The organism is Winogradskyella ouciana, from assembly GCF_965284585.1.
Classification (GTDB): Bacteria; Bacteroidota; Bacteroidia; order Flavobacteriales; family Flavobacteriaceae; genus Winogradskyella; species Winogradskyella ouciana.
In genome coordinates this window covers 2,508,422-2,533,656 of sequence record NZ_OZ260095.1, presented here as the reverse complement: position 1 = coordinate 2,533,656, position 25,235 = coordinate 2,508,422, and the positions used below count along the sequence as shown (strand labels likewise).

The following is a 25,235-nucleotide window of genomic DNA, read 5'->3' as shown; positions in this document are numbered from 1 at the left end:
AAGTGACGATAGCTCTATTTTAAGACTGTAAACTCTATCGAAGAGTCATTAAACACTCTATGCGTTTGTGCTTTAAAATCAGACTCCTTGGCTTCAAAGATGTTATCCACATACGTCTGCGGATTGGCATCTATGTAAGGGAAAAACGTACTCTGCACCTGCACCTGAATTTTATGTCCTTTTTTAAACGTATGGAAGACATCTTGCAACTTCAAATTTACCGCTGTTTTTTGATTTGGAACAAAAGGCTCTGGCTTTTCCATGCTGTTTCTAAAGCGACCTCTCATAACTTCACTTCTTACCAATAGATGGTAGTTACTGAGTTTTAGATGATCCTGTACATCTTCATTGTCCTCTGGTGTTTCCATATCAGATGGGTACACATCAATGACTTTCACAATCCAATCGGCTGCTGTCCCTGTGGTAGACACATTTAGCTTTGTTAAAATATCTCCGGCTAACGTAATGTCTTTTTCAAGTATGTCAGTTTCAAACACCAATACATCTGGTCGTCTTGCAGCGAAACGTTGGTCATCGGTCATAAACTTTCGTGGTGTAAAGACCACTTTAATGTCTTCAGAATATGGTACTGGTTTCAACGGGTCACTGATAAAATCAGACGTTGCCATCATACGATTTGGTTGTTGAGTTAACCTTTCATTTGGCTGTAGCCAATAGCTTTCCTTTGCCGCATTCTTAGGTGGCCATGATTCAAAGCTTTGCCACATTTTCGTCCCTGTATTGAACATATGCGCTTCGGCCAAACCAGTTTCACCATTAGCTTCACCTTTAAGGAAATGGTTAAAGAATTTGGTTTCAATATTCTTCTGAAAATAATCCGAAATGCTATCCCCAAAATGGATATTCCCAATCACTTGTCTTGGATTACTTCTCGCCCAATCACCATGACTCCAAGGACCAAAAACTATAGTATTGTAGTTGTCGCTATTATTCTCAATACTTTTATATGTGTTGAATGGACCATACAAATCCTCAGCATCAAAAAACCCTCCAACGACCATCGTTGCTGGCTTAATGTCTTTTAAATGTTGAATGATGCCTCGGCTTTTCCAAAATTCATCATAAGTGACATGCTCTTTTAGTTGTTCCATAAACACATTGGTGGAATCGTAAAATCTATCAAGCTTGCTAAGCGGTATGTTATCCACAAAAAACTGATATTGATCTTCAGTACCGATATCTGGAAATTCGTACCAAGCCTCCGTAGTTGGCTCATCCTTCATATAGCCAAACACCGAAGTGGCGCGCCAGTAACTCAGTAAATAAGCACCATTGTGAATAAAATCATCAAAAAAGAAATCTCCTATACAAGCTTGAGGCGATACTGCTTTTAACGCTGGATGCGCATCTAACAAAGAATACGTAGCATAAAATCCAGGATAGGAGATACCGTAAGTACCAACCTTACCGTTGTTGTTTTCAACATTGTTTATGAGCCACTCAATAGTATCGTAAGTATCAGTGGCTTCGTCGGTTTGATTTTCTGTTTTATTAGGAATGTAAGCACGCATATTATCGTAAACTCCCTCACTGTTCCAGCGACCTCTTACATCTTGATACACCATAATATTTCCTTCTTCCATAAGGTATTTATTAGGTCCTAATTTTGCCTTAAACTCATCTTCACCATAAGGTCTGCAACTATATGGCGTTCTCATCATTAGTATCGGATATTCTTTTGAAGTGTCCTTAGGTGAATAAATGGTGGTATGCAATTTAATACCATCGCGCATTGCAATCATCACCTCTTTTTTGGTGTAGTTGTCCTTTGCGTAGGTGTTTTCACCTTCCGCTATTTCAGGTGAATCTATAGCTTGATGCTTGTCATCCTTGCAACTATAAAGTAAAAATGCGATTAAAATTAAGCTGAAAACTTTTTTGATCATGATCTTGGTATAATTTTTAAAAACCTAAAGATAAGTATTGCCATTAAAAAAACCTTTTAAAGAATCATCTAAAAAAGGTTATATCTCATATTAAGTGTAATGGGTTTTACTTCCTGTGTTTTAAAGCATCCTGAGGTGTCGGTACAAAATGTCCTTTACCTCCTGCTCTATCATCGTCGAAAGTTACTGGAATATCATCATTTTCAGTACGTTCGTGCCATGTAACATTTTCTTTACCATCATCTCTTTTTACCATAGTAATGCAATCCTCAACAGGACAAACCAATGAGCACAAATTACAACCAACACAATTTGCTTCTATAATACTCGGAATTCTGATTGCTGGATCATCAGACAAAGCAATAGCTTGGTGCGCTCCATCATCACAAGCAATGTAACACAAATCACAACCAATACATTTGTCCTCATTTATTTCGGCAACGACTTTATGTTTGAGATTTAAATGCTTCCATTCCGTAACATTTGGCAATGCTTTACCAGCAAAATCATAAATAGTTTGGTAATTTTTCTCTTCCATAAACTGGCGTAAACCTGCTTCCATTTCGCGTACAATTCCGAAACCATAATGCATTACTGCTGTACAAACCTGAACTGAGGTCGCACCTAACAAAATAAATTCAACCACGTCACGCCAAGTTTCAATACCACCAATACCAGATAATGGCACTTTACCAATTTCTGGATGCTGTGCTAAATCCTTGAGCATGTGCATCGCAATTGGTTTTACAGCAGGACCACAATACCCTCCATTGGTTCCCTTTCCATCTACGATTGGATAAGGTGCATAAGAATCTAAATCGATGCCAACAATACTTTTAATAGTGTTGATTAGGGATATGGAATCCGTTCCACCTTGAACGGCTGCCAATCCTGGGTCGGTAATATGTGAAATATTTGGTGACAGCTTAGTAATTACCGGAATATTGGCTGCTTCCTTCACCCAACCAACAATAGTTTTTAAAACTTCTGGTTCTTGACCCACAGCTGATCCCATACCACGTTCACACATTCCATGAGGACAGCCAAAATTAAGTTCAATACCGTCTGCACCAGCATTTTCTACATCTTTTATAATTTGCTCCCATTCTGCTCTGCTTTCCACCATTAAAGATGCAATGACTGCATGATCTGGAAAGTATTTTTTAACTTCTTCAATTTCACGAAGGTTATCAGCTAATGGTCTATCCGTAATCAATTCGATATTATTGAAACCCATCATTTTGGTACCTCTATAATTTACGGAACCATAACGACTTGATACGTTTACTACCGGAACACCAAGCGTTTTCCAAACCGCTCCTCCCCAACCAGCATCAAAAGCTTTCATTATTTGATATCCTGAATTTGTTGGAGGTGCTGATGCGAGCCAAAACGGATTCGGTGATTTAATGCCTGCGAAGTTTATGGATAAGTCTATCATATTTTTGTTTTTTTCATTCCGAAATTGATGCGAAATCTATTTTACTTGCTCTACAACAATGAGATCCTGAATCAAGTTCAGGATGACATCTGGTATTATTCTTTATTCAAATAATTATGCATACCACGTGCTGCCATTTTTCCATCATATGCTGCATTGACCACTTCTGCACCACCATTTATGGCGTCACCACCTGCAAAATATTTCGGATTGGAAGTCTGAAATTCAGCATTGGTTTCTATTCTTGTTTTATGATCTACTTTGAGATTGTCAATAAGCTCATATAAATGTCCTTGTTTTGCTTGTCCTGTGGCTTTTATTACCAAATCGCATCGCACTACAAAAGTGTTTTTCATATTGGTTTTTAATTTGCCTTCAACAATTTCTGTTTTTGCAAATTTCACACCTTCAACTTTTCCGTTTCCTACAATCTCTAAAGGCGTAACATGAAACAAACTATCTACTCCAGCACTTATGGCTAAATCATACTCAAAACCATAGGCACCCATTTTCTCTTTGGAATTTCGATAGGCTAAAACTACTTTTTTGGCTCCCATCCTAGCCGATTCTGAAGCTGCATCCATTGCTGTATTTCCACCTCCTAACACAACAACCTTTTGAGGGACTTTCATTTTGTGCTGTTTTTTACGAAGCTCTTCAATAAACTCTACAGCTCCTACAACATTGGCTTTGTCTTCTCCTTCTAATCCTAAAGTTCTTGTGTTTCCTAATCCTACCCCCAAAAAGATGGCATCGTAATTATGCTCTAATTCTTTTATTTGTTCTTTGGAATCTATTGCCGAATTGTATTTAATATTGAATCCTAAATGTTTCTGAAGGTATTCAATTTCACTTAAAACTTCTTCATTGGTTATTTTATATGGTGCAACACCATGAACATTCAATCCTGATGGCAATGATTTTGCTTCAAAAACATCAACCTCATAACCTAAAGTTCTTGCTTCACTTGCAAAAGCAATTCCTGCAGGACCTGAACCAATAACTGCTGCTTTTTTACCATTTGATTTTCCGGCTTTAAAAATGACTTTGTCTTCTCCAATGGTTGTATTTGTTGCATAGTTTTGAAGTCTCCCAATTTGAATTGGTGGCACATCCTGATGATTATACACACAAGCACCTTCACACAAGACACCTGTTGGACAAACCACTCCACAGGCATTTCCTAGCCAGTTGGCAGCAAAAATCGTTTTTGATGCTCCAGTGACATTATCCGTATGAATCTGTTTAATAAACAACGGAATGTCAATATGCGTAGGACACGCTTGAATACATGGTGCATCATAACAAAACAAGCATCGTGAAGCTTCATAATAGGCTTCAGTATCGTTCATCAATGGTTTTTTCTGCTTGAAATTCTTATCGAATTCTTCCTTTGTGGTCGGTCTTTTATATTCTGCCATATCTTATAAATCAGTTAATCTGCCATAGGTTTCCGGTCTTCTATCTCTGAAAAATTGCCAAGTAGAGCGTACTTCTTCTATTAAATCTAAATCGAACTCTGCCACTAATAACTCATCATCATCTCGAGAAGCCTCAGCAAAAATTTGTCCGCGAGGGTCAACAAAATATGATTGTCCGTAAAACTTACCTAAATTCCATGGTTTCTCTTCTCCAACTCGATTTATGCACCCCATAAAATAGCCATTAGCAGCTGCATGTGCTGGTTGTTCTAACTTCCACAAGTATTCGCTTAATCCCGCTACAGTTGCTGAAGGATTATAAACAATCTCAGCTCCATTAAGACCTAAAACTCTTGCTCCATCAGGAAAATGTCTGTCATAGCAAATGTACACACCAACCTTAGCGTATTTAGTTTGAAACACAGGATATCCCATATTACCAGGTTTAAAGAAGAACTTCTCCCAGAACCCAGTGGTATGTGGAATATGATTTTTTCTATACTTTCCTAAGTAAGTTCCATCTGCATCTATGACTGCAGCTGTATTGTACAATACTCCTGGTGATTCCTTTTCGTAGATTGGAACGATAATCACCATATTATGTTTTTTAGCAAGCACTTGCATTTTTTCTGTAGTTGGCCCTGGAACAGATTCTGCGGATGCATACCATTTTTTATCCTGTCCAGGACAGAAATATGGTGTATTGAATATTTCTTGTAAACACAAAATTTGTACACCTTGTTTTCCAGCTTCCTCAATGTACGGAATGTGCTTATCGTACATAGCATCCATGATTTCTTGAATGGTTCCTTCTCCTTCCGTCATTGGAAGACTCATTTGTATCAATCCTGATTTTACTTTTCTTGGCATTGTCTTACTGTTTGTTTATTGATATTTTTAATCGTTTAGATAACTGTCTTGCTTGTTTTTCCTCGCGGAATAAATTGTCCGTGTCCTGCTTTCAATTTACATTCTTCATCTTCGATCGCAACTTGTCCTCTTAAAATTACGGTTTCGGTTTTTCCTGTTATTTTCATGCCTTCGTAGGCTGAATAATCTACATTCATATGGTGAGTATCCACTGAAATTGTGTGTTCCTTTTTTGGGTTGAACACTACTAAATCAGCATCACTTCCTATGGCAATGGTTCCCTTTCTAGGATACATGCCGAATATTTTTGCCGCATTGGTTGAAGCCACTTCAACATATTTTGGCAGTGATATCTTTCCTTTGTTTACGCCTTCAGAAAACAATAGTTCCATACGATGCTCAATCGCTGGGTGACCATTAGGAATTTTTGAAAAATCATCTTTTCCCATTTTCTTTTGTTCCCACATAAATGGACAATGATCTGTACCAACTACTTGTACCAATCCTTGATTGATTCCTGACCATAAAGCTACTTGGTCTTTCTTTTCGCGCAATGGTGGGCTCATTACCCATTTAGCGCCATCAAAATCTTTTTCATACAATGAAGCATCCAAAATCAAATACTGCGTACAGGTTTCCACAAATACTTTTTGATTACGTTGTGTTGCTTTTCTAACGGCGTTTAACGCACCTTCACAAGTCATGTGTACAATATAACCAGGACAATCTGTATAGTGCAACATATCTGAAAAACGTGCTGACGCTTCCGCTTCTGTAACTTCTGGTTGTGATAAATAATGGTATAAAGGTGATAAATTCCCTTGTGCTTTATTTTTTGCGATGAGCGAATCAATCATGTCGCCATTTGTTGCGTGAACAGTAACCAATCCTCCATGTTTTTTAACTACCTTCATCAGTTGTACCATTTGACCATCATCAATCATTAACGCTCCTTTATAGGCCATAAATGTTTTAAACGATGTTATACCTTCTTCCTCTATCATCTCAACAACTTCTTTTGCGACATCATCATTGAAATCCGTAATTGCCATGTGATATGAATAATCTCCAATGGCTTTTCCTTTAGATTTGCCTTGCCAAGTTTTTAAGGCATTATGAAGCGTATCACCTTGTGTTTGCAATATGAAGTCTATAATCATTGTTGTACCTCCATGCAAAGCAGCACGAGTTCCTGTTTCATAATCGTCACTAGAATAGGTTCCCATAAAAGGCATATCTAGATGCACGTGAGGGTCAATTCCACCAGGAAAAACAAGTTTATTTGAAGCGTCAATAATTTTATCAGCTTTATAATTTAAATCTTTTCCAATAGCCACAATTTTTTCGCCTTCTGTGTACACATCAGCGATATAACTTTCGGAAGCCGTAACAACACGACCATTTTTAATCAGTATAGACATTTTACTTTTTCTTCATTAATAAATAATACAGGACAAACGAAATGATGAATCCTGTAAACCAAGATAGTGAATACAAGAAACTCAATGCAGGCACCCAATAACCAATCAGTGCGGCAAACACACCAATACCTAATGAAATCATTGCAGCCCTATTAAATCCTGTTTTGTTATAGGAATAGATTCCTTCTTCTTTATAGAGTTCAGCCAATTCCATTGTCTTGTTTCGGACTAAAAAATAATCGGCAATCAGAATTCCAAGAACCGGACCCAACAAACCACTTACAAAAATCAAGAATCCTGAAATTTCGTTTAATAACCACCAAGGCATAATTAAAATTCCTATAATTCCTGTGATGGTTCCACCAGTTTTAAAACTAATCTTTTTAGGCCATAGATTTGAAAATGCATTAGATGGTGCTATAACATTGGCCGCTATATTGGTACTCAACGTAGCTATTATCATAAACACCTGCGCTACAATAACGACGACTGGATTTTCGAATTTTGCAATTAACGATACTGGATCCCAAGGTGCATCATCTGCTATCAATATATCCTTAAAGTTAATAATTGCTGCGCAAGTCACAAAGATCCCAACAAAAGAATAGAGCATCATGGTTGCCGGAAGCCCTAAAAACTGTCCCACAACTTGATCTTTCTGAGTGGATGCATAACGCGTAATATCTGCTATACTTATGGACATAGTAGCCCAGAAACCAACCATAGCAGTAAGCCATAAAATATAACGCCACAATTTACTTTCCTTAGAATTTGGGTCGACAATATTTGCTGTAACAACACTGGATAACACTGATGATTCTCCTTCTGTGTTTCTGAATTGTACCTTAACATTTTCAGGATTAGAAATCGCTATAGGTTGATTTGTAAAAGTTTCCCATGTTGTATTTTCATTGGAAACGATATTATACTCTGAAACTTTCAGGTTTCCTTCTTTATCATGCAATGCATTAAGATTTAGAAAATAAGTATCATTTTCATGAGTTATAGTTGCGGCAGTATTTTCAAGCTGAACACTTTGGTCTAATACAATTGAAAACCCTTCCGCTTTATTATAACTCCAATAAATCAGAACAATACCTATGATAATTAAGATGGGAGCCGAATAGGTTTCGAGCCATTTGATGCTTTCGGTGCCCTTCCAGATGAAATACATATTAATGAACCAGAAAATACCGAAGCTCACGAATTTGCCAATAGACAAACCCAACTCTCCTGTCGAACCTGTAATCGCATTAAAAATCGCATAAATCGCCAATCCACCTATCCAAGTTTGTACGCCAAACCATCCACAGGCAATGACTCCTCTTGTGACCGAAGCCAAGTGAACACCTTTAGTGCCAAATGCGGCTCGACCAATCACAGGAAATGGAATACCATATTTTACGCCTGCATGGCCGTTGAGTACCATTGGGATAGTGATTATTAAATTAGCAAGACCTATAATGATAAGAGCTTCATACCAATTTAAGCCAGTCTTAATCATGTAAGAGGCTAAAAGATACGTTGGAATACAAACCGCCATACCAACCCAAATAGCAGCCAAATGCCATTTACTCCAAGTTCTTTGGTTGGTAGGTACAGGAGCTAAATCCTCACTATAAAGTGAAGAGCTAGATACATCTTCTTGTAATTCTACAATGTCTTTGCTCATTTAATGGAACGCTATTTTTCCCATCCTAACCTTCCCTAAGGGAAGGAATAAATGCGTTATTATTTTTCTGTTTCTATACTTTAGACCTCACAGGTTTTAAAACCTGTGAGGTCTAATTTCATGAGATTCCTGCCTACGCAGGAATGACATACTCATCAGCAATTGCAATGGCTTCAGAGATTATTTTTAAGCCCTCATCGACTTCTTCTTTTGTTACATTTAGAGGAGGCGCAATGAAAATCCAGTTCCAGCGTACAAACGTAAACATGCCCAATTCTCTAATCTTTGCAGCCATTTTGTTAGTCATTTCCATCTCACTTGGTTTAGCATTCCAAGGTGTAACAGGTTCTTTAGTTTTTCTGTTTTTAACCAATTCTATACAACCAAGCAATCCTGTATTTCTAAAGTCTCCAATTGATGGATGTTTTGCTTTTAGTTTTTCGACTTCAGCTTCGATATATTGTCCCATTTCGGCTGCTCGCTCTACTAAATTATCTTCTTCAATGATTTTTAAATTCTCCAATGCTGCAGCACATAATGTAGGATGTGCAGAATAGGTCAATCCAATTACCATAGGATTGTCATTGAAATATTCTGCAATTTTATCAGTGACCACAACACCTCCAAGAGGTAAATACCCAGAAGTTAAGCCTTTAGCCAAACACATCATGTCTGGTGTTACATTGTGATGATCTATACCAAACATTTTTCCTGTGCGACCAAAACCACTCATAACCTCATCATCAATCATCATAATTCCATATTTATCACAAAGCTCTCGAACACGTTTTAAATACATTGGTGGATATTTTATACATCCTGATGAACCAGATTCGCCTTCAAATAAAATAGCAGCAACACTACCAGGATTTTCAAACTGAACAACGCGTTCTAAGTGTGCAATGGCACGTTCACCACATTCTTCAATAGATTTAGAATTCCACGGACAACGATATGCATAAGGATTTTCAACATGTACCACATTTGGCATTGCTTGACTATCTGAAGGAAAACGTCTTGGGTCTCCTCCTGCTGTCATAGCACCATAAGTGCCACCATGATAGGCTCGATAATGTGTGATTATTTTATGTCGTCCTGTGTACATTCTCGCTAATTTAATAGCGTTTTCTATGGCTTCTGCTCCACCAAGAGTAAAGAATGTCTTAGCAAGGTTACCTGGTGTAATTTCAGCGAGTTTTTTGCCTAATTGACCACGAACATCAGTTGCCATTCCTGGATACACATAACTTACTTCCTGCATTTGTTTTACAACTGCATCAGTGATGCGTTGGTTTCCATGACCAATATTAACATTCATTAATTGAGAAGAAAAGTCTAAGTATTTTTTTCCATCTCTATCATAAACATAAGAGCCGTTGGCATGTGATGCGTTTATTGGTTCAAGTCCGCCTTGCTTAGACCAGGAAAAAAGTGTGTAGTCGAGGTTATTTTTTATGATTTGTTGATTACTCATTAAGTTGAATTGATTGAAATTTAGAGTTAAATATTATGAGATTCCAGCCTTCGCAGGAACTTTAGCTCATCCAATTGGTTTTTGCCTCTGGATTCCATTTGATGGTTGTTTTCTTATTTTGAGTCCAAAACTCTATGGAACTTCTACCTGTAATGTCACCAACTCCGAATTTTGATTCGTTCCAACCTCCAAAAGAAAATGGTTCTCTAGGCACTGGAACTCCAATATTAACGCCAATCATTCCAGCACTTGCGCGTTCCATAACTTGTTTTGCCAATCCTCCACTTTGTGTGAATACAGCTGCTGCATTACCATAATTGGAACCGTTTTCTATCTCTATAGCTTCGTCTAAATCTTTAGCACGCAATATTGAAATTACGGGTCCGAAAATTTCTTCACGAGCTACAGACATGTCAGTAGTTACATAATCAATAATGGTTGGTCCAACGTAATAGCCTCCTTCTTTTCCTTTTACAGTAGCGTTACGACCATCGAGCAAAATTTTAGCACCATTTTTTTCCGCTTCAGCGATATAGCCTTCTATGCGTTCTCTCGCTTCTTTTGTAATAACAGAACCCAAATTTTCACCTGGAATTATGGTTTTGGCTTCCTCTACCATTCTGTCAATAATATGTTGCACTTTATCTACACCAACCATTACAGAAGCTGCCATACAGCGTTGACCTGCACAACCAGACATAGAAGCCACAACGTTTGAAGCTGTCATTTCTGGATTGGCATCAGGCAATACCAGTAAGTGATTTTTTGCGCCTCCTAAAGCCACACATCGTTTTAAGTTTGAAGTTGCACGTTTATATACAATTTTCGCCACTTTAGTAGAGCCTACAAACGACACTGCTTTAATTTCTTCATGATCACAAATGGCCTCAACCACTTCCTTACCGCCATTAACAATATTAAACACACCATCTGGAAGTCCAGCTTCCTTAAGCAATTCTGCCATACGAACTGTGCTTAGTGGCACCAATTCCGATGGTTTCATTACCATGGTGTTTCCTAGCACAAGAGCATTTGGTAATGTCCAATGTGGCACCATATTCGGGAAATTAAAAGGTGTAATGGACGCTACAACACCAAGAGGTTTGCGTTCAATACGGCATTCTACACCTTTACTGACTTCTTGCACTTCGTTTGTAATAATTTGTGGAATGGAAACTGCAAACTCACAAAGCTCCATGCTTTTTTCAACTTCAGCTTTAGCTTCGCCATAGGTTTTACCATTTTCTAGTTGAACTAACTCGGTTAGTTCTTCCATGTTTTTTTCGAGTAAAGTGCGATATCTGAAAAAGATTTGAACGCGTTCTTTAAAGGTCATTTCAGACCAAGATGGAAACGCTTTTTTCGCGGCTTGCACGGCAGAATCTACATCTTGAGTTGTGGATAAAGGAATTGAGGAAATTTTACTTCCATCTAATGGACTTAAAACATCCATAGAGTTTTGGCCATTTCTTTCAAACTTACCATCTATATAATTTTTTACTTCGGAAAGTGTTTCGCTTACATTCATCATCAGCTTATCAGATTAATTTTATTAATATTTGAACAAAAAATAAGAATGCTGTAGAAAATTTGCCAAAGGGTTGACTATTTCTAACCGCACTCTATCCAAATATATGAAATATATATTAATATGAGCTTATTATTGAAAAGTCAATAATAAATCGAGCGTAATGTTGAATGATTTTTAGTTTAGTGCTTAAACTTCGACAGAAGTAAACTTGAAATCGCCTCCATTGAATAATCCTTTATCACTCAGTTTTAAAGAAGGTATAACCAACAGTGCCATAAAGGACAAACTCATATAAGGAGCATGAAGCTTACTGCCTAATGCCTTTGCCATTTTGTCCAATTCGGAATACTGTTTGCCAATAGTTTCTGCATTTTGATCGCTCATAATGCCAGCAACAGGCAATGGAACGACTTTCTCATCACTACGACTTGTCGCGCAAATTCCACCTTCGTTTTCAATTAAAAGATTAACTGCTTCGCAAATGGCTTCATCTGATACTCCAACAGAGATAATATTATGAGAATCATGACCAACGGAACTTGCTATGGCTCCTTCTTTCAATCCGAAATTTTTAATAAATGCTATTGTTGGTTTATCGTTCTGGTAGCGATTGACAACGGTCATTTTTAGGACATCATTATCAATATTTGAAACTAGATTCCCGTCTTCAATCTTAGAATCTTCAATGATTTCATTGGTTACCAATTCACCATCTAAACATTCTATAACTCGAATTTGTTTCGCATTGGATTCAAACCTAAAATCAGAAACTTCTTTTTTATCTGTGTTGAAATTGTTTAAGTTTTCAAATTGAACATGATTAATTTTTGAGACTCCATTATCGTAAACCAAATCACCATTGATATATGTTTGAAGCGGTTTAAAGTCTTTTAAATCCTCGACCACAATCATATCTGCATCATCACCAATCTTTAGCAAACCAACATCGAGATTATAATGTTTTACAGGATTGGAACAAGCGGCTTGAAGCACTTTATAAATATCGATTCCCTTTTCTACTGCTCTTGCGCATAACTCATTAATATGCCCAAGTAATAAATCATCTGGATGCTTGTCATCACTGCAGAACATCATGTTTTCATAATGTTTGTCGAGCAAGTCAATTAGTGCCTTAAAGTTTTTGGCAGCACTACCCTCTCGGATAATGACTTTCATACCCTTTTGAAGTTTTTCTAAGCCTTCTTCATAGGTGAAACATTCGTGGTCTGTGGAAATTCCTGCCGAAATGTATTTGGTTAAATCATCTCCTCGCAATCCTGGCGCATGACCATCAATGGGCTTGTTGTAGTGTTTTGCCCATTCCAGTTTTTTAAGTACTTCGGCATCATCGTAAATGACTCCTGGATAATTCATCATTTCGGCCAAATATTTAATATCTGGGTTTGCCATTAAGGTTTTAATAGCGTCGGAATCGATAACAGCTCCTGCAGATTCAAAGTTTGTAGCTGGCACGCAACTTGGCGCTCCAAAATTGAATTTAAATGGTGTTTGTTTACCGTTCTCAATCATAAACTCAATACCTTTTACGCCAAGCACATTTGCAATTTCGTGTGGATCGGAAACGGTTGCGACTGTACCATGCTTTACAGCTATTTTAGCAAATTCGCTTGGCACTAGCATAGAACTTTCAATATGGATGTGTGCATCTACAAAACCTGGTAGGATGTAGTGATTTTCTTCACAGTCCTTTTCTTCAATAAATTTAATCTTACCGTTTTCAATGGTGATTTCTCCTTTGAAGATTTTACGGTTTGGGATGTCTATTATGTTTCCTTTTAGTTTCATATTTTTTGACACGGACCTGCCTGCCGGCAGGCAGGTTACACAGATTCTCACGGATTAACCAATTCTACTTTTAAAATTTGATCTGTTTCATTAGTCACTTTATAACGTTCATCTGCTCGTTTTCCAACTATCCAAACTATGTCATTATTTGAGGTCAATACCCATGTTTTTTCTTTCTCGATTAAAGACAATTTTTCATCTTTTAAATATTTGCTGACTTTCTTTTTGCCTTTCATTCCCAAAGGATGAAATACGTCCCCTTCTTTCCAAATTCTTAGTCCCAAAGGGAAATTCAATTTGTTCTTATCAACATATATAGTCGTATTGCTGTTTTCTTTCACAGCATCTGCTTCATCAAAAAATAAGATTCCTAAAGGTATTTTTACTCTACTATTTTTAACTTCGGCTTCGCTCAGAGTGACACTTTCGGTTGCTTTAGACTTTTTCTCAGACAAAATCAAATAGTCACGATGTTTTACCAAACGATGTGTGCTGGAAAACACTTGCTTTCCAGATTGTGCATCCAAGAGATTAACAACATCGTTCCACTCGGTAAATCCAAATTCATTTAGAAGTTCAAATAAATACGCTTTTGGATTCTTCAAGTTTTTAAATTCTGAAACCTTGAAAAACACATCATCTTCATCTAATGAAACTATTGCCTTGTTTGCAACGGCATCAACACTTTCTGCAACAATATCTGCTGTATCATTGAGATGGTCCAATGTATTTTGAAAGCTATCCAACAACTGCGGATTGATTTCCTTTAAAATTGGCACGACTTCATGACGTAACTTGTTCCTCAAATATTTTCTTGAAGAATTACTGCTATCCTCTCGCCATTTAATTTGGTTTTCTTTTGCGTAAACTTCAATTTCCTGTCTTGAAAATGGCAACATTGGCCTAACTATGTTTTCATTCTTCATCGGGATTCCCGTTAAGCCATTCAGCCCTGTACCACGAGTGAAGTTGATGAGAAAGGTTTCGAGATTGTCGTCTGCGTGATGTGCTGTTAAAATATAATCGAACTTCAATTGCTCTGCCAATTCAGCAAACCAATTATAGCGCAGTTCTCGAGCTGCCATTTGGATGGAACGTTTAAAATCCTTGGCATAAGCTTCGGTATCAAAATTCTGGACAAAGACTTCAACATCTAAATCTTCAGCTAAGTCCAGAACAAAGGCTTCATCTGCATCGCTTTCTTCATCACGCAAATTAAAATTGCAGTGTGCGAGTGAGAAATCGAGATTCAGTTTTTTACACAAATGCGCCAATACCACACTATCTATTCCTCCAGAAATGGCAATGATTACTTTGCTTTCCAGCAGAAAAGGTAGTTTTTGTTGTAAGTGGCTTTTAAAATTCTTAAGCATTTCGTAAAGATACGATATACAATTAGTGCTGCAATTACATACGTTAAAATGATAAAAATCATTGAAAATATGATTATTTATAGATAACTTTAAGGAACACAAAAACAAAAGGTTATGAGCACATTACAAGAACTCTCTTCCAAATCTGCAAAAATTACCTTTGATAAAAAAGTTCTTTCTGCAGTAAGTCACTTACACCCTTACGTAAAACACCGAATTTATATTGCTGAAACCTCTGGTATTCTTCCAAAAAACATGTATTCTTCCAACGGAATTATTGATGAATGCATTATACAGCTCTACAATAATGGGTTTAATATCGATGCTGAACGCCATGCTGTAAAACTGGAATTATTTAAGCTGGTTGATGATTATATGAATGAACTCTTTAAAAAAGAGGTATTTCATAAAAACACTATCAGTACCAGTGAAATGCGGAAAAGAGAAATCGCAAAACTCGGTGAAGATTATACCATAGATGCAGATATGGATTTAATATTAAATACTGAGCTTAACGACATTTCGTACCAACGAGAAAAAGACAATGAGCTTTATTTATACGAAGACAAGGAGACCTCAATACTTAGAGCTTTTGAAGTTTCCAACTTACCTGCAAAACGATCTCCAGAAGTATTTGGGCGATTTTACAATTGGCTACCTATAAACATCTCTAACATAGTGGATTTGTATATTTTTGGAAACCTCGATTTTGAAGACATTGCCAAAATAAAGAACATCAGTAACTCCCGTGTAAAATTAATTTTTGATAGGGTTAAGAAAAGTTTTAGAACACATATTGAGTAGGGATTTAGTGAGAAGCGTGAAGTTTCTCGCTAAGGCGCAAAGACGCAAAGCTTAGTAATACTGAGTGCAATTTTACTTTATACTTAACACTGCGGCTAAAAACTAATTCTCCAAAACCTCGCGCATAGCTTTGGCCTTAATCAAGCATTCTTCATATTCTTTTAATGGGTCACTTTTAGTTGTAATGGCACTACCAACGGAGTAAGACACATATTTTTTTGTCTCGTTATAAAGAATACTACGTATAATCACATTAAAGTCGAAATCACCATTTGGCGTAAAATAGCCAACCGAACCTGAGTACAAGCCACGTTTGGTTTCTTCCAAATCCTCTATAATTTTCATTGCTGAAATCTTTGGCGCTCCCGTCATGCTTCCCATTGGAAAAGTGGTTTTCAATATATCAATAGGCTTAATATTTTCTGAAACTCTTGAAGAAATTGTTGAAATCATTTGATGCACCTGCAAAAACGTATAGACTTTGCACAGTTCTTCAACTTTTACACTTCCCTTCTCTGCTGTGTGTGATAGATCGTTTCGTACTAGATCCACAATCATAATATTCTCGCTACGTTCTTTTTCGTCTTTTGATAATGTTTCTTTTAGCTCAGCGTCTTCTTTCTTTTCCGCTGATCGCTTTGCCGTTCCTTTTATAGGTTGGGAGATGATCTTATTACCCTCTTTTTTGATGTAGCGCTCTGGTGAAGCTGATAACAAATATTTATCCTCTAGTTTTAGGAAGGTTGCGAAAGGAGGTTTTGATATCGCATTAAGCTTGTTAAACGTTTCTAATGGGTTGATTTGACTGTCTTCAGCGTAGAATTCTTGACAAAAGTTGGCTTCGTAGATGTCGCCTCTTTGGATGTGAGCGAGCATTTTGTTGACTTTTTCGAAGTAGTTGTCTTTATGGATTCTGAGTTTGATTTTTATTAGATCATTAGATTTTTGGACTGTTAGATTGTTAGATTCTTGGATCTTTACTAAATCACTTTCAATCTCATCGTCCACCATTTTTAGATATTGAATTTCGACTTCATTTCCTTTAAGCAAAAAGAGTTTTTTTGGTTGAAAGAAATATAAATCTGGAAATGCTAAGCCATCAAAATTATTGGATACTAACGCTTCTGTAGTATTCTTAAGATCATAAGTGAGGTAACCGAAAATCCAATCTTTAGTTGATTGTTGGTATTCGTTAAGTCGCTCAAAAGCATCAACATAATCCGTTTTAATGGATGTAAAGGCATTTACCGCTAAAACAGCATCAAAATTGCTGTATTTGCCTGAATGATTGTTAGAATCTATCCAAACCACATCATCGAATTGCTGTGCCCAAACCAGCAATTGTTGCTTGAAATTTTCAGGATGTTTTAGTGAATGCTTAAGTGTTGTTCTCAATAGAAAAATAATTAGTGCAATTTACCGAAAATTAAACTTGGAGTAAAAAAATTTAAAACCAGTTTGGATTTTGAATACTAAGAGGCCTTTAATTCTGAAAACGTATCTTTGTCGCTTAAAAATAAACTGTGACATTTCAAGATTTAAACTTAAACACCCCTTTATACAACGCTATTGAAGACTTAGGCTTTGAGAGCCCAACTCCGATACAGGCGGAGGCTTTCAATGTTGTGGCTTCCGGTAAGGATGTCGTTGGTATTGCACAGACTGGTACTGGTAAAACCTTTGCCTATATGCTTCCGATTCTACGACATCTTAAGTATTCGAGACAAGACAACCCAAGGGTTTTAGTTTTGGTGCCAACACGAGAGTTAGTGGTACAGGTTGTGGAAGAGATTGAAAAAATGTCGAAGTACATTAACAATCGTATTTTGGGTGTATATGGTGGTACTAACATCAACACACAAAAACAAGCTGTGGCGCAAGGTCAGGATATTATTGTAGCTACGCCTGGTCGATTATACGATTTGGCAGTTAGTCGTGTATTGCAGTTAAAATCAATTCAGAAATTAGTGATTGACGAAGTGGATGTGATGCTAGACTTAGGTTTTAGACATCAACTGATGAATATTTTTGATATTCTACCTCCACGCAGACAAAACATTATGTTCTCTGCCACTATGACCCAAGATGTGGATGAATTGATAACTGATTTTTTCATTAATCCGACCAAGATCTCAATTGCTGTTTCTGGTACTCCTTTAGAGAATATCAAACAGCAACGTTACGATGTTCCTAATTTTTACACCAAGGTCAACATTCTGGAACATCTGCTTCAAGACAAGGATGAATTTTCAAGAGTATTGATTTTTGTGGCTTATAAAAAGATGGCGGATCGTCTTTTTGATCAGCTTGAAGAACTGTTTCCTGGTGATAGCTGTGTTATTCATTCCAACAAAACCCAGAACTATAGGTTACGAAGTATTGAACAGTTTAGTGAGGGAGAACATCGATTATTAGTTGCCACGGATGTTATGGCCAGAGGTTTGGATATTGACGATGTATCGCATGTTATCAATTTTGACACTCCAGATTATCCTGAAAACTATATGCACCGCATCGGTAGAACTGGTCGTGCAGAAAAAGAAGGTAATGCTTTGCTTTTTTCAACAGAAAAAGAACAAGAAGCCAGAGAGCGTATTGAAGCCTTGATGGACATGAAAATTGAAACCATCGACATTCCTGAAGACGTTGAAATTTCTACTGAACTCATTGAGGAAGAACGGCCGCAAATACGTGAGCACAATAATCCTATAAAACGTAGATCTGATGATGACGTTGGGCCAGCATTCCATGAGAAAAAGGAAAAGAATAAAAAAGAGAACTTAGGTGGTTCTTACAGACGTGAAATAGCCAAGAAATATAAAAAGCCTAAAACCCGTGGTGATAAAAATTATAATCGTAGAAACAAAAAGCGGAAATAGTGTCTAGTGTCTGGTGTCTGGTGCCTGGTGTCTGGTGTCTGGTGTCTGGTGTCTGGTGTCTGGTGTCTGGTGAAAAGTAATATAAAATAAAAAAGCACTTATCAAATCAATGAAAAGTGCTTCTTAGAAGTCAAGTACAGCAGGACCGCATTTTATTATAAAATAAAATCTATAACCCTAACCTTATAGTTGGTCCTGCATTTGTACTTGATTTTCCGTAATGTCATTTATTGGCACTATTAGTCTTCCATTTTCGTTTTTTAGAATTATTGAGATGCTTTTTACTTCATCAATGGTATAGGTCTGATCATTGAAAATTATTTTTTGACCTACTTCAAATGTTTTTCTGGCGTAAAAAGTTCTGAGCAATTTCCCAACAACTTCTCTTGCTCCAAATCCAAAAGCAATGGCGAATGCCAATAGAAATGCAGCAATGATCATGTTTATGTTATTGGTGATTATCTCAGTATTAATCCCAGCTTGGTTTAATGCAGTAATAGAAATAAAGGTCAGTATTAAGAAAAAGACCACCTGGCTGATCATTTTAGCTCCAGATAAATCCATAGACTCAAATAATGATTTTAAGCCATTTTTTACAAAATTTGCAAACAACAATCCAAGAATGAATATGACTAAAGCAGCGAATAATTGCGGTAGATAAGATAGCAGGTCACTAATCTGTTCTGTGATGATTTCTAATCCCATAATATCTGATGCCGTAACAAAAATTACGATATACATCAGGTACTTAACTATTTTAGAAACTACCTTAACAGTGTCAAAGTTTAGTTTTTTGCCTTCAATAATCTCAATTTCGTTCAACTTATCATCTAGCTTATTGGCCTTGACAACTTTTAAAATTTTCTTTATTAGTTTAACGACCAATTTAGTAACAATCCATCCTATGATAAGCACTATAAGTGCACCTATTATATTTGGAAAAATTTCAGTGATCTCTAACCATATATTGGTTAGAGATTTCATTGCTACTTCTGAAAATTCACTCACTTTGTCCATACTTATTAATTTTAATGTTAGGGTTTATTAAGTATTACTTTTTTCTTTTGCTGGTTACACTATCAATGATATGACCTATGTTATACGAAAATAACTCAGCCAATTCCATAAACAGCTTGGCCATTGCAATATCGTGCATGACTTTTGCCTTCAGTTCTGGCGGAACTTCCTTTAAAGGCTTGTTTATTTGCTTAAATGGATTTTCCATCTTTCGTATAATTATCGTACTTACGTACCAATTTTTCTTTTGCTCTTTTTAAGCGCATTTTAACGGCGCTTTCACCGATATCTAAAGCTTCAGATAATTCCTTAATAGATAAATTATCTTGATACTTTAGCAATAAAATCATTTTCTCATCAGGCGAAATCAATTCCATTACTAGCTTTAACTGCTCTAGTCGCATGTTTTCGAACTCACGCGTAGAATCAATATTCTCTCCTATATTTTGAATGTCAATACTTTCTGAACTTACCGATTTTTTTTCAATCTTTTTGGCGGTATTTCTGGTCACATAATTTACACAATGATTGTATGTAAAAGCATACAACCAAGTAGAAAATTTTGACTTCCCTTTAAAACTTGCCAGCTTTATAAAGACTCTTAAAAAAACATCTTGTGTTAGATCTTTGGCTTCGTCAACTCCATTGGCAAATCCATAGCACTTATTATAAACCATTGTAGCATATCTATCGTACAGCACCTCAAACAACATAGTGTCGTTGGTTTTTACGATAGCTTCTACAAGCGCTTCATCGGTTAGGCTATGAACAGCTTCAGTTGTCAATTGATTTTTTAGTCTGTTAACGTTGGTTATTAAGGTTAAGACACAGTTTTTATAATGAGGTCACATTTTTTCTGCAATTTTTCTTACAAATCTTTAATTAAATTATAGTTCAGTGAATATCCTCATCAAGATATAAAATGTATATTCGTAAACTGCTAAATTTCAATCCCATACAAGATGAAAAAAATTATCATAATTCTCACCATTGCAGTTCTTTTTTTTTCGTGTAAAAAAAATGCAGACAAAATAAATACTGAAATTGGTTCAAAGGTTGCTTCAAATTATTCATGCGTACCTCCAGTAACAGATTTTAAATGGTACACAGAAGATAATATTGCACCTCTTCTAGATGGCTATGATGTTATTGATTATCCGATTACCACGAAAGACACTTTGGCTCAACGCTATTTTAATCAAGGTATGGCTTTGGCTTATGCTTTTAACCATGCTGAAGCTGCACGTTCTTTTTATTATGCTACTAAACTAGATCCAAGCTGCGCTATGGCGTTTTGGGGTTTTGCCTATGTTCTTGGCCCAAATTACAATGCAGGTATGGAGCCAGACAACTATGAGCGCGCTTATGAAGCTATACAGAAAGCGAAAGAATTATCAGTAAATGTTTCGGAAAAAGAAAGGCTATTTATTGACGCAATGGCTTTGCGCTATTCTAAAGAACCTCCAGAGGACAGAAGCCAATTGGACACTCAATATTCAGAGGCTTTAGCTAGTTTATATGACAAGTACCCAAATGATTCAGAAATATCAGTGCTTTATGCCGAATCCATGATGAATTTACATCCTTGGGATTTATTTGATAAAGAGGGAAATGCACGTCCTTGGACGCCTGAAATTATTTCAATATTAGAAAGCACCATTGAAAAACATCCAAAGCATCCAGGTGCTCATCACTTTTATATACATTCAGTTGAAATGTCCAACACACCAGAAAAATCAGATGCTTCTGCTCAACTATTCGATAATGGATTGGTTCCTGGTTCTGGTCATTTGCTACATATGCCTTCGCATACGTATATAAGGACTGGTGAATACCACAAAGGCACATTGTCAAACATTGCAGCTGCAAAAGCGGATAGTATTTATGTCACCAATTGCCATGCTCAGGGTGCTTACCCTTTAGGTTATTACCCTCATAACTATCATTTTATGGCAGCTACTGCAACACTAGAAGGTAATAGTCATTGGGCAATGGTAGGTGCTAATAAAGTTTCTGAACATGTACATCCAGACATTATGAAAGAGCCAGGTTGGGGAACGCTACAACATTATTACGTTATACCTTACTATGTTGCTGTAAAATTTAGAATGTGGGACGAAATTTTAAACATGAAATTAAACACCTACAATCTAAAATATCCTAAAGCTATTCGTCATTATGCAGAAGGCATGGCACATCTAGGGAAGGACAATATAGACAGTGCAAAAGCAGAACTTACGGCTTTAGAAACTTTAGCAAAAGATGAAAGTTTAAAAGACGTTACGATTTGGGATATTAATACAGTTTATGATTTAGTTCAAATAGCTGAAAAAGTTTTAAAAGCCGAATTATTACTTGCCAAAGCAAAAGAGAACCCAAAACATTTAAAAGAAAGTATTGTTTTACTGAGAGAAGCGGTTAAAATGGAAGACGCTTTAAACTATAATGAACCGCCAGATTGGTTTTTCTCCATCAGACATCAGTTAGGGAAAGCACTTGTGCTTAATGGTCAACAAGACTTAGCCATTGAGGTTTACAAAGAAGATTTAAAGAATTATCCCAATAATGGCTGGGCTTATCACGGTATGCTAAATGCTTACAAAACTTCGGATGACAAAGCACAAATAGAAGCCACAACTGAATTGTTTAAAAACAGTTGGAAACATGCGGACTTTGAATTATAGAGGGAATTGTTCTTTTTAAGAGAATTTATCGCTTCAACTTTAGTGTCTTTCAAAAATTCAATCATTTACTAATGAGCATGTTACAGTTTGTCGGAAAGCTATAACCATTAATCGAAGTTCCAGGTGAAAAATTTTGAAACCTCTATAAAAATTTTAATTTTAAATGAATAAAAGACCAAATCTAACGTTATAATAGCCCTTACTATTATTTATTAACCGCTTATAATGAACGATTATCTACACAATACCATTCCTAATCTAAAACCTTTTGATTTTGATCGGCATCACGATTCTCATTTAATAAATCAGCAGTGGGTTCTGGTGAATGGTATTTCTAAGAAGAAAGCTATTTACACCTTTAGAAAAGATAACATTCTAGAAATTGAACGAAAGGATGCTTCTATAAAAACGTCATGGGATATAGATATCCAAAATATCTTTACCATAGAAACAGAAGATGGTATCATTACAGTTAAAGCCTATTTTAAGGATGACGATATCTTAGTTTTGAATCATCAGGACAAACAAGAATTTGCAATGTATATAAATACGACGAATTACGAGAATGAACTCAATTCCGTTGAAGATATTCAATCTTACCTAAAGCAGAAGTACAAAAAGAAAGTAAGCAACATTATCTACGAACACGAATTCTATTACATCTCAAAATCCGAAGAGTTTGGCCCAAATACCGTTGAAGAACTTACAGAAAAGGTGAAAAACGAAGAGATTAGCGCCTATTGTTTTGTGCGTGATGTTAATGAAGGGGATTATTCTAAACGGTTACGTATTGCAGATTTGATGCAAGAGTTGTAATCATAAAGCATTGAAGATAGAAAAAGCGAACCACACTTCAACTTCGCTCAGTGACCAGTTCGCTTTTTAGATAACTAAATTAACTTAAGCTAAGCATGCAAAGCTCTATCATCAGTAGCAGCCAAAGCCGCTTCCTTAATAGCTTCTGCAAACGTTGGGTGTGCATGCGAATATCTCGAAATATCCTCAGCAGACGCTCTAAATTCCATAGCTGTAACCGCTTCTGCGATTAAATCTGCACAACGCGCGCCAATCATGTGGACACCTAGGACTTCATCTGTGGTTTTATCGGCTAAAATTTTCACAAATCCATCTATATCACCACTAGCTCTTGCACGACCTAGCGCTCTAAATGGAAATTGCCCAACCTTATATTCAACTTTATCTTCCTTAAGTTCTTCTTCGGTCTTACCTACAGCAGCAACTTCTGGCCATGTGTACACCACGCCAGGAATTAAGTTATAATCTATATGTGGTTTTTGTCCTGCTAAAGTTTCGGCAACAAAGACACCTTCCTCTTCAGCTTTGTGTGCTAACATCGCTCCTCTTACCACATCTCCAATAGCATAAATGTTCTTGGTGCTAGTCTGTAAATGATCGTTTACTTCAACCTGTCCTCTATCATTGATTTTTACTCCAGCAGCTTCAGCATTCAACCCGTCTGTATAAGGACGACGACCAACAGAGACTAAACAATAATCTCCTTTAAATTCTACAACCTCACCTTTTTTGTTCTCAGCTTTTACAATGACTTCCTTGCCTTTATTCTCTACAGACTGTACCTTATGAGAAACCATCATTTTGCATTTGGCTTTCTTAAAGACTTTATTCAATTCTTTAGATAAGCCAGCATCCATGGTTGGCAGTATTCTATCCATATACTCCACAACTGTGACTTCTGCTCCTAAACGTCTATAAACCTGACCAAGCTCCAGACCAATAACACCACCACCAATAATGATTAAATGTTTAGGCACTTCTTTTAGTTTTAAAGCTTCTGTTGAAGTGATGATGCGTTCTTTATCTAATTTTATAAAAGGTAAATTAGATGGCTTAGAACCTGTAGCGATAATGGTGTTTTTTGCTTCAATTTCTCCAGCATCCTTACCATCAATCTTAATGTGTGTTGCATCCTTAAAAGAACCTAAACCTTCGTAAACATCGATATTGTTTTTTTTCATTAAGAAATCAATGCCACCTATGGTTTGATCTACCACGGCTTGCTTACGAGCTATCATTTTTTCTAGATTTACCTTAATTTCACCAGGAATCTCAATACCATGATCTTCAAAATGTTTTGTAGCTTCTTCATAATGATGCGAAGAACTCAATAAGGCCTTACTAGGAATACAGCCTACGTTTAAACAAGTTCCTCCAAGTGTTGAATATTTTTCAATAATAGCCGTTTTCATGCCCAATTGCGCGCAACGGATTGCTGCCACATAACCACCTGGACCCGAACCTATTATTGATACATCGTATGATTTCATAATGTTTTAGTTTATTTTAAATTGAAATGCTAATTGAAATGCTCTGTTAAAATTTTTATTATCAATTGCAGTGACATCGGTTAATCCGAAATAATATCTCACCGAAGCACTAACTTTTTCAGAAATTACAAGAGTTGCTCCTGCATTGATACCAAAATCCCTATCGTAAAAATCTGATTTCACATCTGCCAAGGAACCTGTTCCGTTTTTAGCCGTTACTAACAAACCAACTTGTGGACCAGCATCGAAACTGAATTTTTCTGAAACAAAATATTTGGCCATAACTGGCAATATTATATAATTGAGTCTAACATTAGATGTATTCCCCTCACTATCGAGCTTAAATCCATATACTGAAAAAAGTAATTCTGGCTGAATTTTAAAATCTTTGGCTGCATCTATCTCCATAAAAAATCCTGCATGAAAATTCACCATTGAAGATAAATTATCAGTACCATCGCCAGATAAATTGGATATGTTTCCACCTATTTTAATACCCATTGGATGTTCTTGGGCATTGCCATTAAGTACTGCTAAAAGTAGAAGAATAAAAAGTATTCTCATTGTATTGCAAAATGAGATGCAAAAATACAAATGTTTTGTCGGAAGGCAATGGAAATAAAATCTAG

Annotated in this window: 20 protein-coding genes; 4 read left to right on the top strand and 16 right to left on the bottom strand. The window is 36.5% G+C overall.

All coding sequences use genetic code 11. The features are described 5' to 3' along the window. Positions 1 to 14: 14 nt before the first annotated feature. From ACQ65V_RS11285 to tilS, 10 genes are all read right to left on the bottom strand, one after another. Positions 15 to 1,907, bottom strand: coding sequence for a CocE/NonD family hydrolase (locus ACQ65V_RS11285; RefSeq protein WP_430467969.1), 1,893 nt, complete (start codon positions 1,905 to 1,907; stop codon positions 15 to 17). A 106-nt stretch (positions 1,908 to 2,013) separates the two neighbouring features. Further along, positions 2,014 to 3,348 (bottom strand): NAD-dependent dihydropyrimidine dehydrogenase subunit PreA, encoded by a 1,335-nt coding sequence (preA, locus tag ACQ65V_RS11280; protein WP_273292442.1) that lies wholly within the window; start codon positions 3,346 to 3,348, stop codon positions 2,014 to 2,016. A gap of 95 nt (positions 3,349 to 3,443) precedes the next feature. Beyond that, entirely contained in the window at positions 3,444 to 4,769 is a 1,326-nt protein-coding gene (locus ACQ65V_RS11275; RefSeq protein WP_430467968.1) for an FAD-dependent oxidoreductase, read from the bottom strand. A gap of 3 nt (positions 4,770 to 4,772) precedes the next feature. Next, a complete protein-coding gene (locus tag ACQ65V_RS11270) occupies positions 4,773 to 5,639 on the bottom strand; it encodes a nitrilase-related carbon-nitrogen hydrolase (protein WP_430467967.1) in 867 nt (288 codons plus the stop codon). 35 nt (positions 5,640 to 5,674) lie between these two features. Next, positions 5,675 to 7,060 (bottom strand): dihydropyrimidinase, encoded by a 1,386-nt coding sequence (gene hydA / locus ACQ65V_RS11265; RefSeq protein WP_430467966.1) that lies wholly within the window; start codon positions 7,058 to 7,060, stop codon positions 5,675 to 5,677. Position 7,061: 1 nt separating this feature from the next. Further along, positions 7,062 to 8,732, bottom strand: a complete 1,671-nt coding sequence (locus tag ACQ65V_RS11260; RefSeq protein WP_430467965.1) for an NCS1 family nucleobase:cation symporter-1 — start codon at positions 8,730 to 8,732, stop codon at positions 7,062 to 7,064. Between the two features lie 133 nt (positions 8,733 to 8,865). Then, complete coding sequence (locus tag ACQ65V_RS11255) at positions 8,866 to 10,206, bottom strand: aminotransferase class III-fold pyridoxal phosphate-dependent enzyme (protein WP_430467964.1); 1,341 nt, start codon at positions 10,204 to 10,206, stop codon at positions 8,866 to 8,868. 61 nt (positions 10,207 to 10,267) lie between these two features. Then, a complete protein-coding gene (locus ACQ65V_RS11250; protein WP_430467963.1) occupies positions 10,268 to 11,737 on the bottom strand; it encodes a CoA-acylating methylmalonate-semialdehyde dehydrogenase in 1,470 nt (489 codons plus the stop codon). A gap of 186 nt (positions 11,738 to 11,923) precedes the next feature. Beyond that, on the bottom strand, positions 11,924 to 13,543 hold the full coding sequence (gene ade, locus ACQ65V_RS11245) for an adenine deaminase (RefSeq protein ID WP_430467962.1): 1,620 nt from the start codon (positions 13,541 to 13,543) through the stop codon (positions 11,924 to 11,926). A gap of 47 nt (positions 13,544 to 13,590) precedes the next feature. Next, positions 13,591 to 14,916: a tRNA lysidine(34) synthetase TilS gene (gene tilS, locus ACQ65V_RS11240; RefSeq protein WP_430467961.1), complete on the bottom strand. Its 1,326-nt coding sequence runs from the start codon at positions 14,914 to 14,916 to the stop codon at positions 13,591 to 13,593. Between the two features lie 114 nt (positions 14,917 to 15,030). Here tilS and ACQ65V_RS11235 point away from each other — a divergent pair, with 114 nt between their 5' ends. Beyond that, positions 15,031 to 15,720 carry a hypothetical protein gene (locus ACQ65V_RS11235; RefSeq protein WP_430467960.1) on the top strand — a complete coding sequence of 230 codons (690 nt, stop codon included), beginning with the start codon at positions 15,031 to 15,033 and terminating at the stop codon, positions 15,718 to 15,720. Positions 15,721 to 15,822: 102 nt separating this feature from the next. Here ACQ65V_RS11235 and pabB read toward each other — a convergent pair whose 3' ends face one another. Beyond that, positions 15,823 to 17,115 carry an aminodeoxychorismate synthase component I gene (gene pabB / locus ACQ65V_RS11230; protein WP_430467959.1) on the bottom strand — a complete coding sequence of 431 codons (1,293 nt, stop codon included), beginning with the start codon at positions 17,113 to 17,115 and terminating at the stop codon, positions 15,823 to 15,825. Positions 17,116 to 17,243: 128 nt separating this feature from the next. Here pabB and ACQ65V_RS11225 point away from each other — a divergent pair, with 128 nt between their 5' ends. After that, positions 17,244 to 18,599 (top strand): DEAD/DEAH box helicase, encoded by a 1,356-nt coding sequence (locus ACQ65V_RS11225; RefSeq protein ID WP_430467958.1) that lies wholly within the window; start codon positions 17,244 to 17,246, stop codon positions 18,597 to 18,599. A 183-nt stretch (positions 18,600 to 18,782) separates the two neighbouring features. On the opposite strand, the gene ACQ65V_RS11220 is transcribed toward ACQ65V_RS11225, so the two are convergent. From ACQ65V_RS11220 to ACQ65V_RS11210, 3 genes are read right to left on the bottom strand one after another with little or no spacing between them, the layout of a single operon-like run. After that, positions 18,783 to 19,616: a mechanosensitive ion channel family protein gene (locus ACQ65V_RS11220; protein ID WP_273290254.1), complete on the bottom strand. Its 834-nt coding sequence runs from the start codon at positions 19,614 to 19,616 to the stop codon at positions 18,783 to 18,785. 34 nt (positions 19,617 to 19,650) lie between these two features. After that, on the bottom strand, positions 19,651 to 19,824 hold the full coding sequence (locus ACQ65V_RS11215) for a hypothetical protein (RefSeq protein WP_202913865.1): 174 nt from the start codon (positions 19,822 to 19,824) through the stop codon (positions 19,651 to 19,653). Beyond that, positions 19,808 to 20,401 carry an RNA polymerase sigma factor gene (locus tag ACQ65V_RS11210; protein WP_430467957.1) on the bottom strand — a complete coding sequence of 198 codons (594 nt, stop codon included), beginning with the start codon at positions 20,399 to 20,401 and terminating at the stop codon, positions 19,808 to 19,810. The genes ACQ65V_RS11215 and ACQ65V_RS11210 overlap by 17 nt, the downstream gene beginning before the upstream one ends. A 177-nt stretch (positions 20,402 to 20,578) precedes the next feature. Between ACQ65V_RS11210 and ACQ65V_RS11205 the strand changes: the two genes are divergently transcribed. Further along, entirely contained in the window at positions 20,579 to 22,300 is a 1,722-nt protein-coding gene (locus ACQ65V_RS11205) for a hypothetical protein (RefSeq protein ID WP_430467956.1), read from the top strand. A 225-nt stretch (positions 22,301 to 22,525) separates the two neighbouring features. Beyond that, positions 22,526 to 23,116 (top strand): hypothetical protein, encoded by a 591-nt coding sequence (locus ACQ65V_RS11200; RefSeq protein ID WP_430467955.1) that lies wholly within the window; start codon positions 22,526 to 22,528, stop codon positions 23,114 to 23,116. A gap of 89 nt (positions 23,117 to 23,205) precedes the next feature. Here ACQ65V_RS11200 and lpdA read toward each other — a convergent pair whose 3' ends face one another. After that, on the bottom strand, positions 23,206 to 24,606 hold the full coding sequence (gene lpdA, locus ACQ65V_RS11195; protein ID WP_430467954.1) for a dihydrolipoyl dehydrogenase: 1,401 nt from the start codon (positions 24,604 to 24,606) through the stop codon (positions 23,206 to 23,208). Between the two features lie 6 nt (positions 24,607 to 24,612). Then, complete coding sequence (locus tag ACQ65V_RS11190) at positions 24,613 to 25,170, bottom strand: porin family protein (protein ID WP_430467953.1); 558 nt, start codon at positions 25,168 to 25,170, stop codon at positions 24,613 to 24,615. Between the last annotated feature and the right edge of the window lie 65 nt (positions 25,171 to 25,235).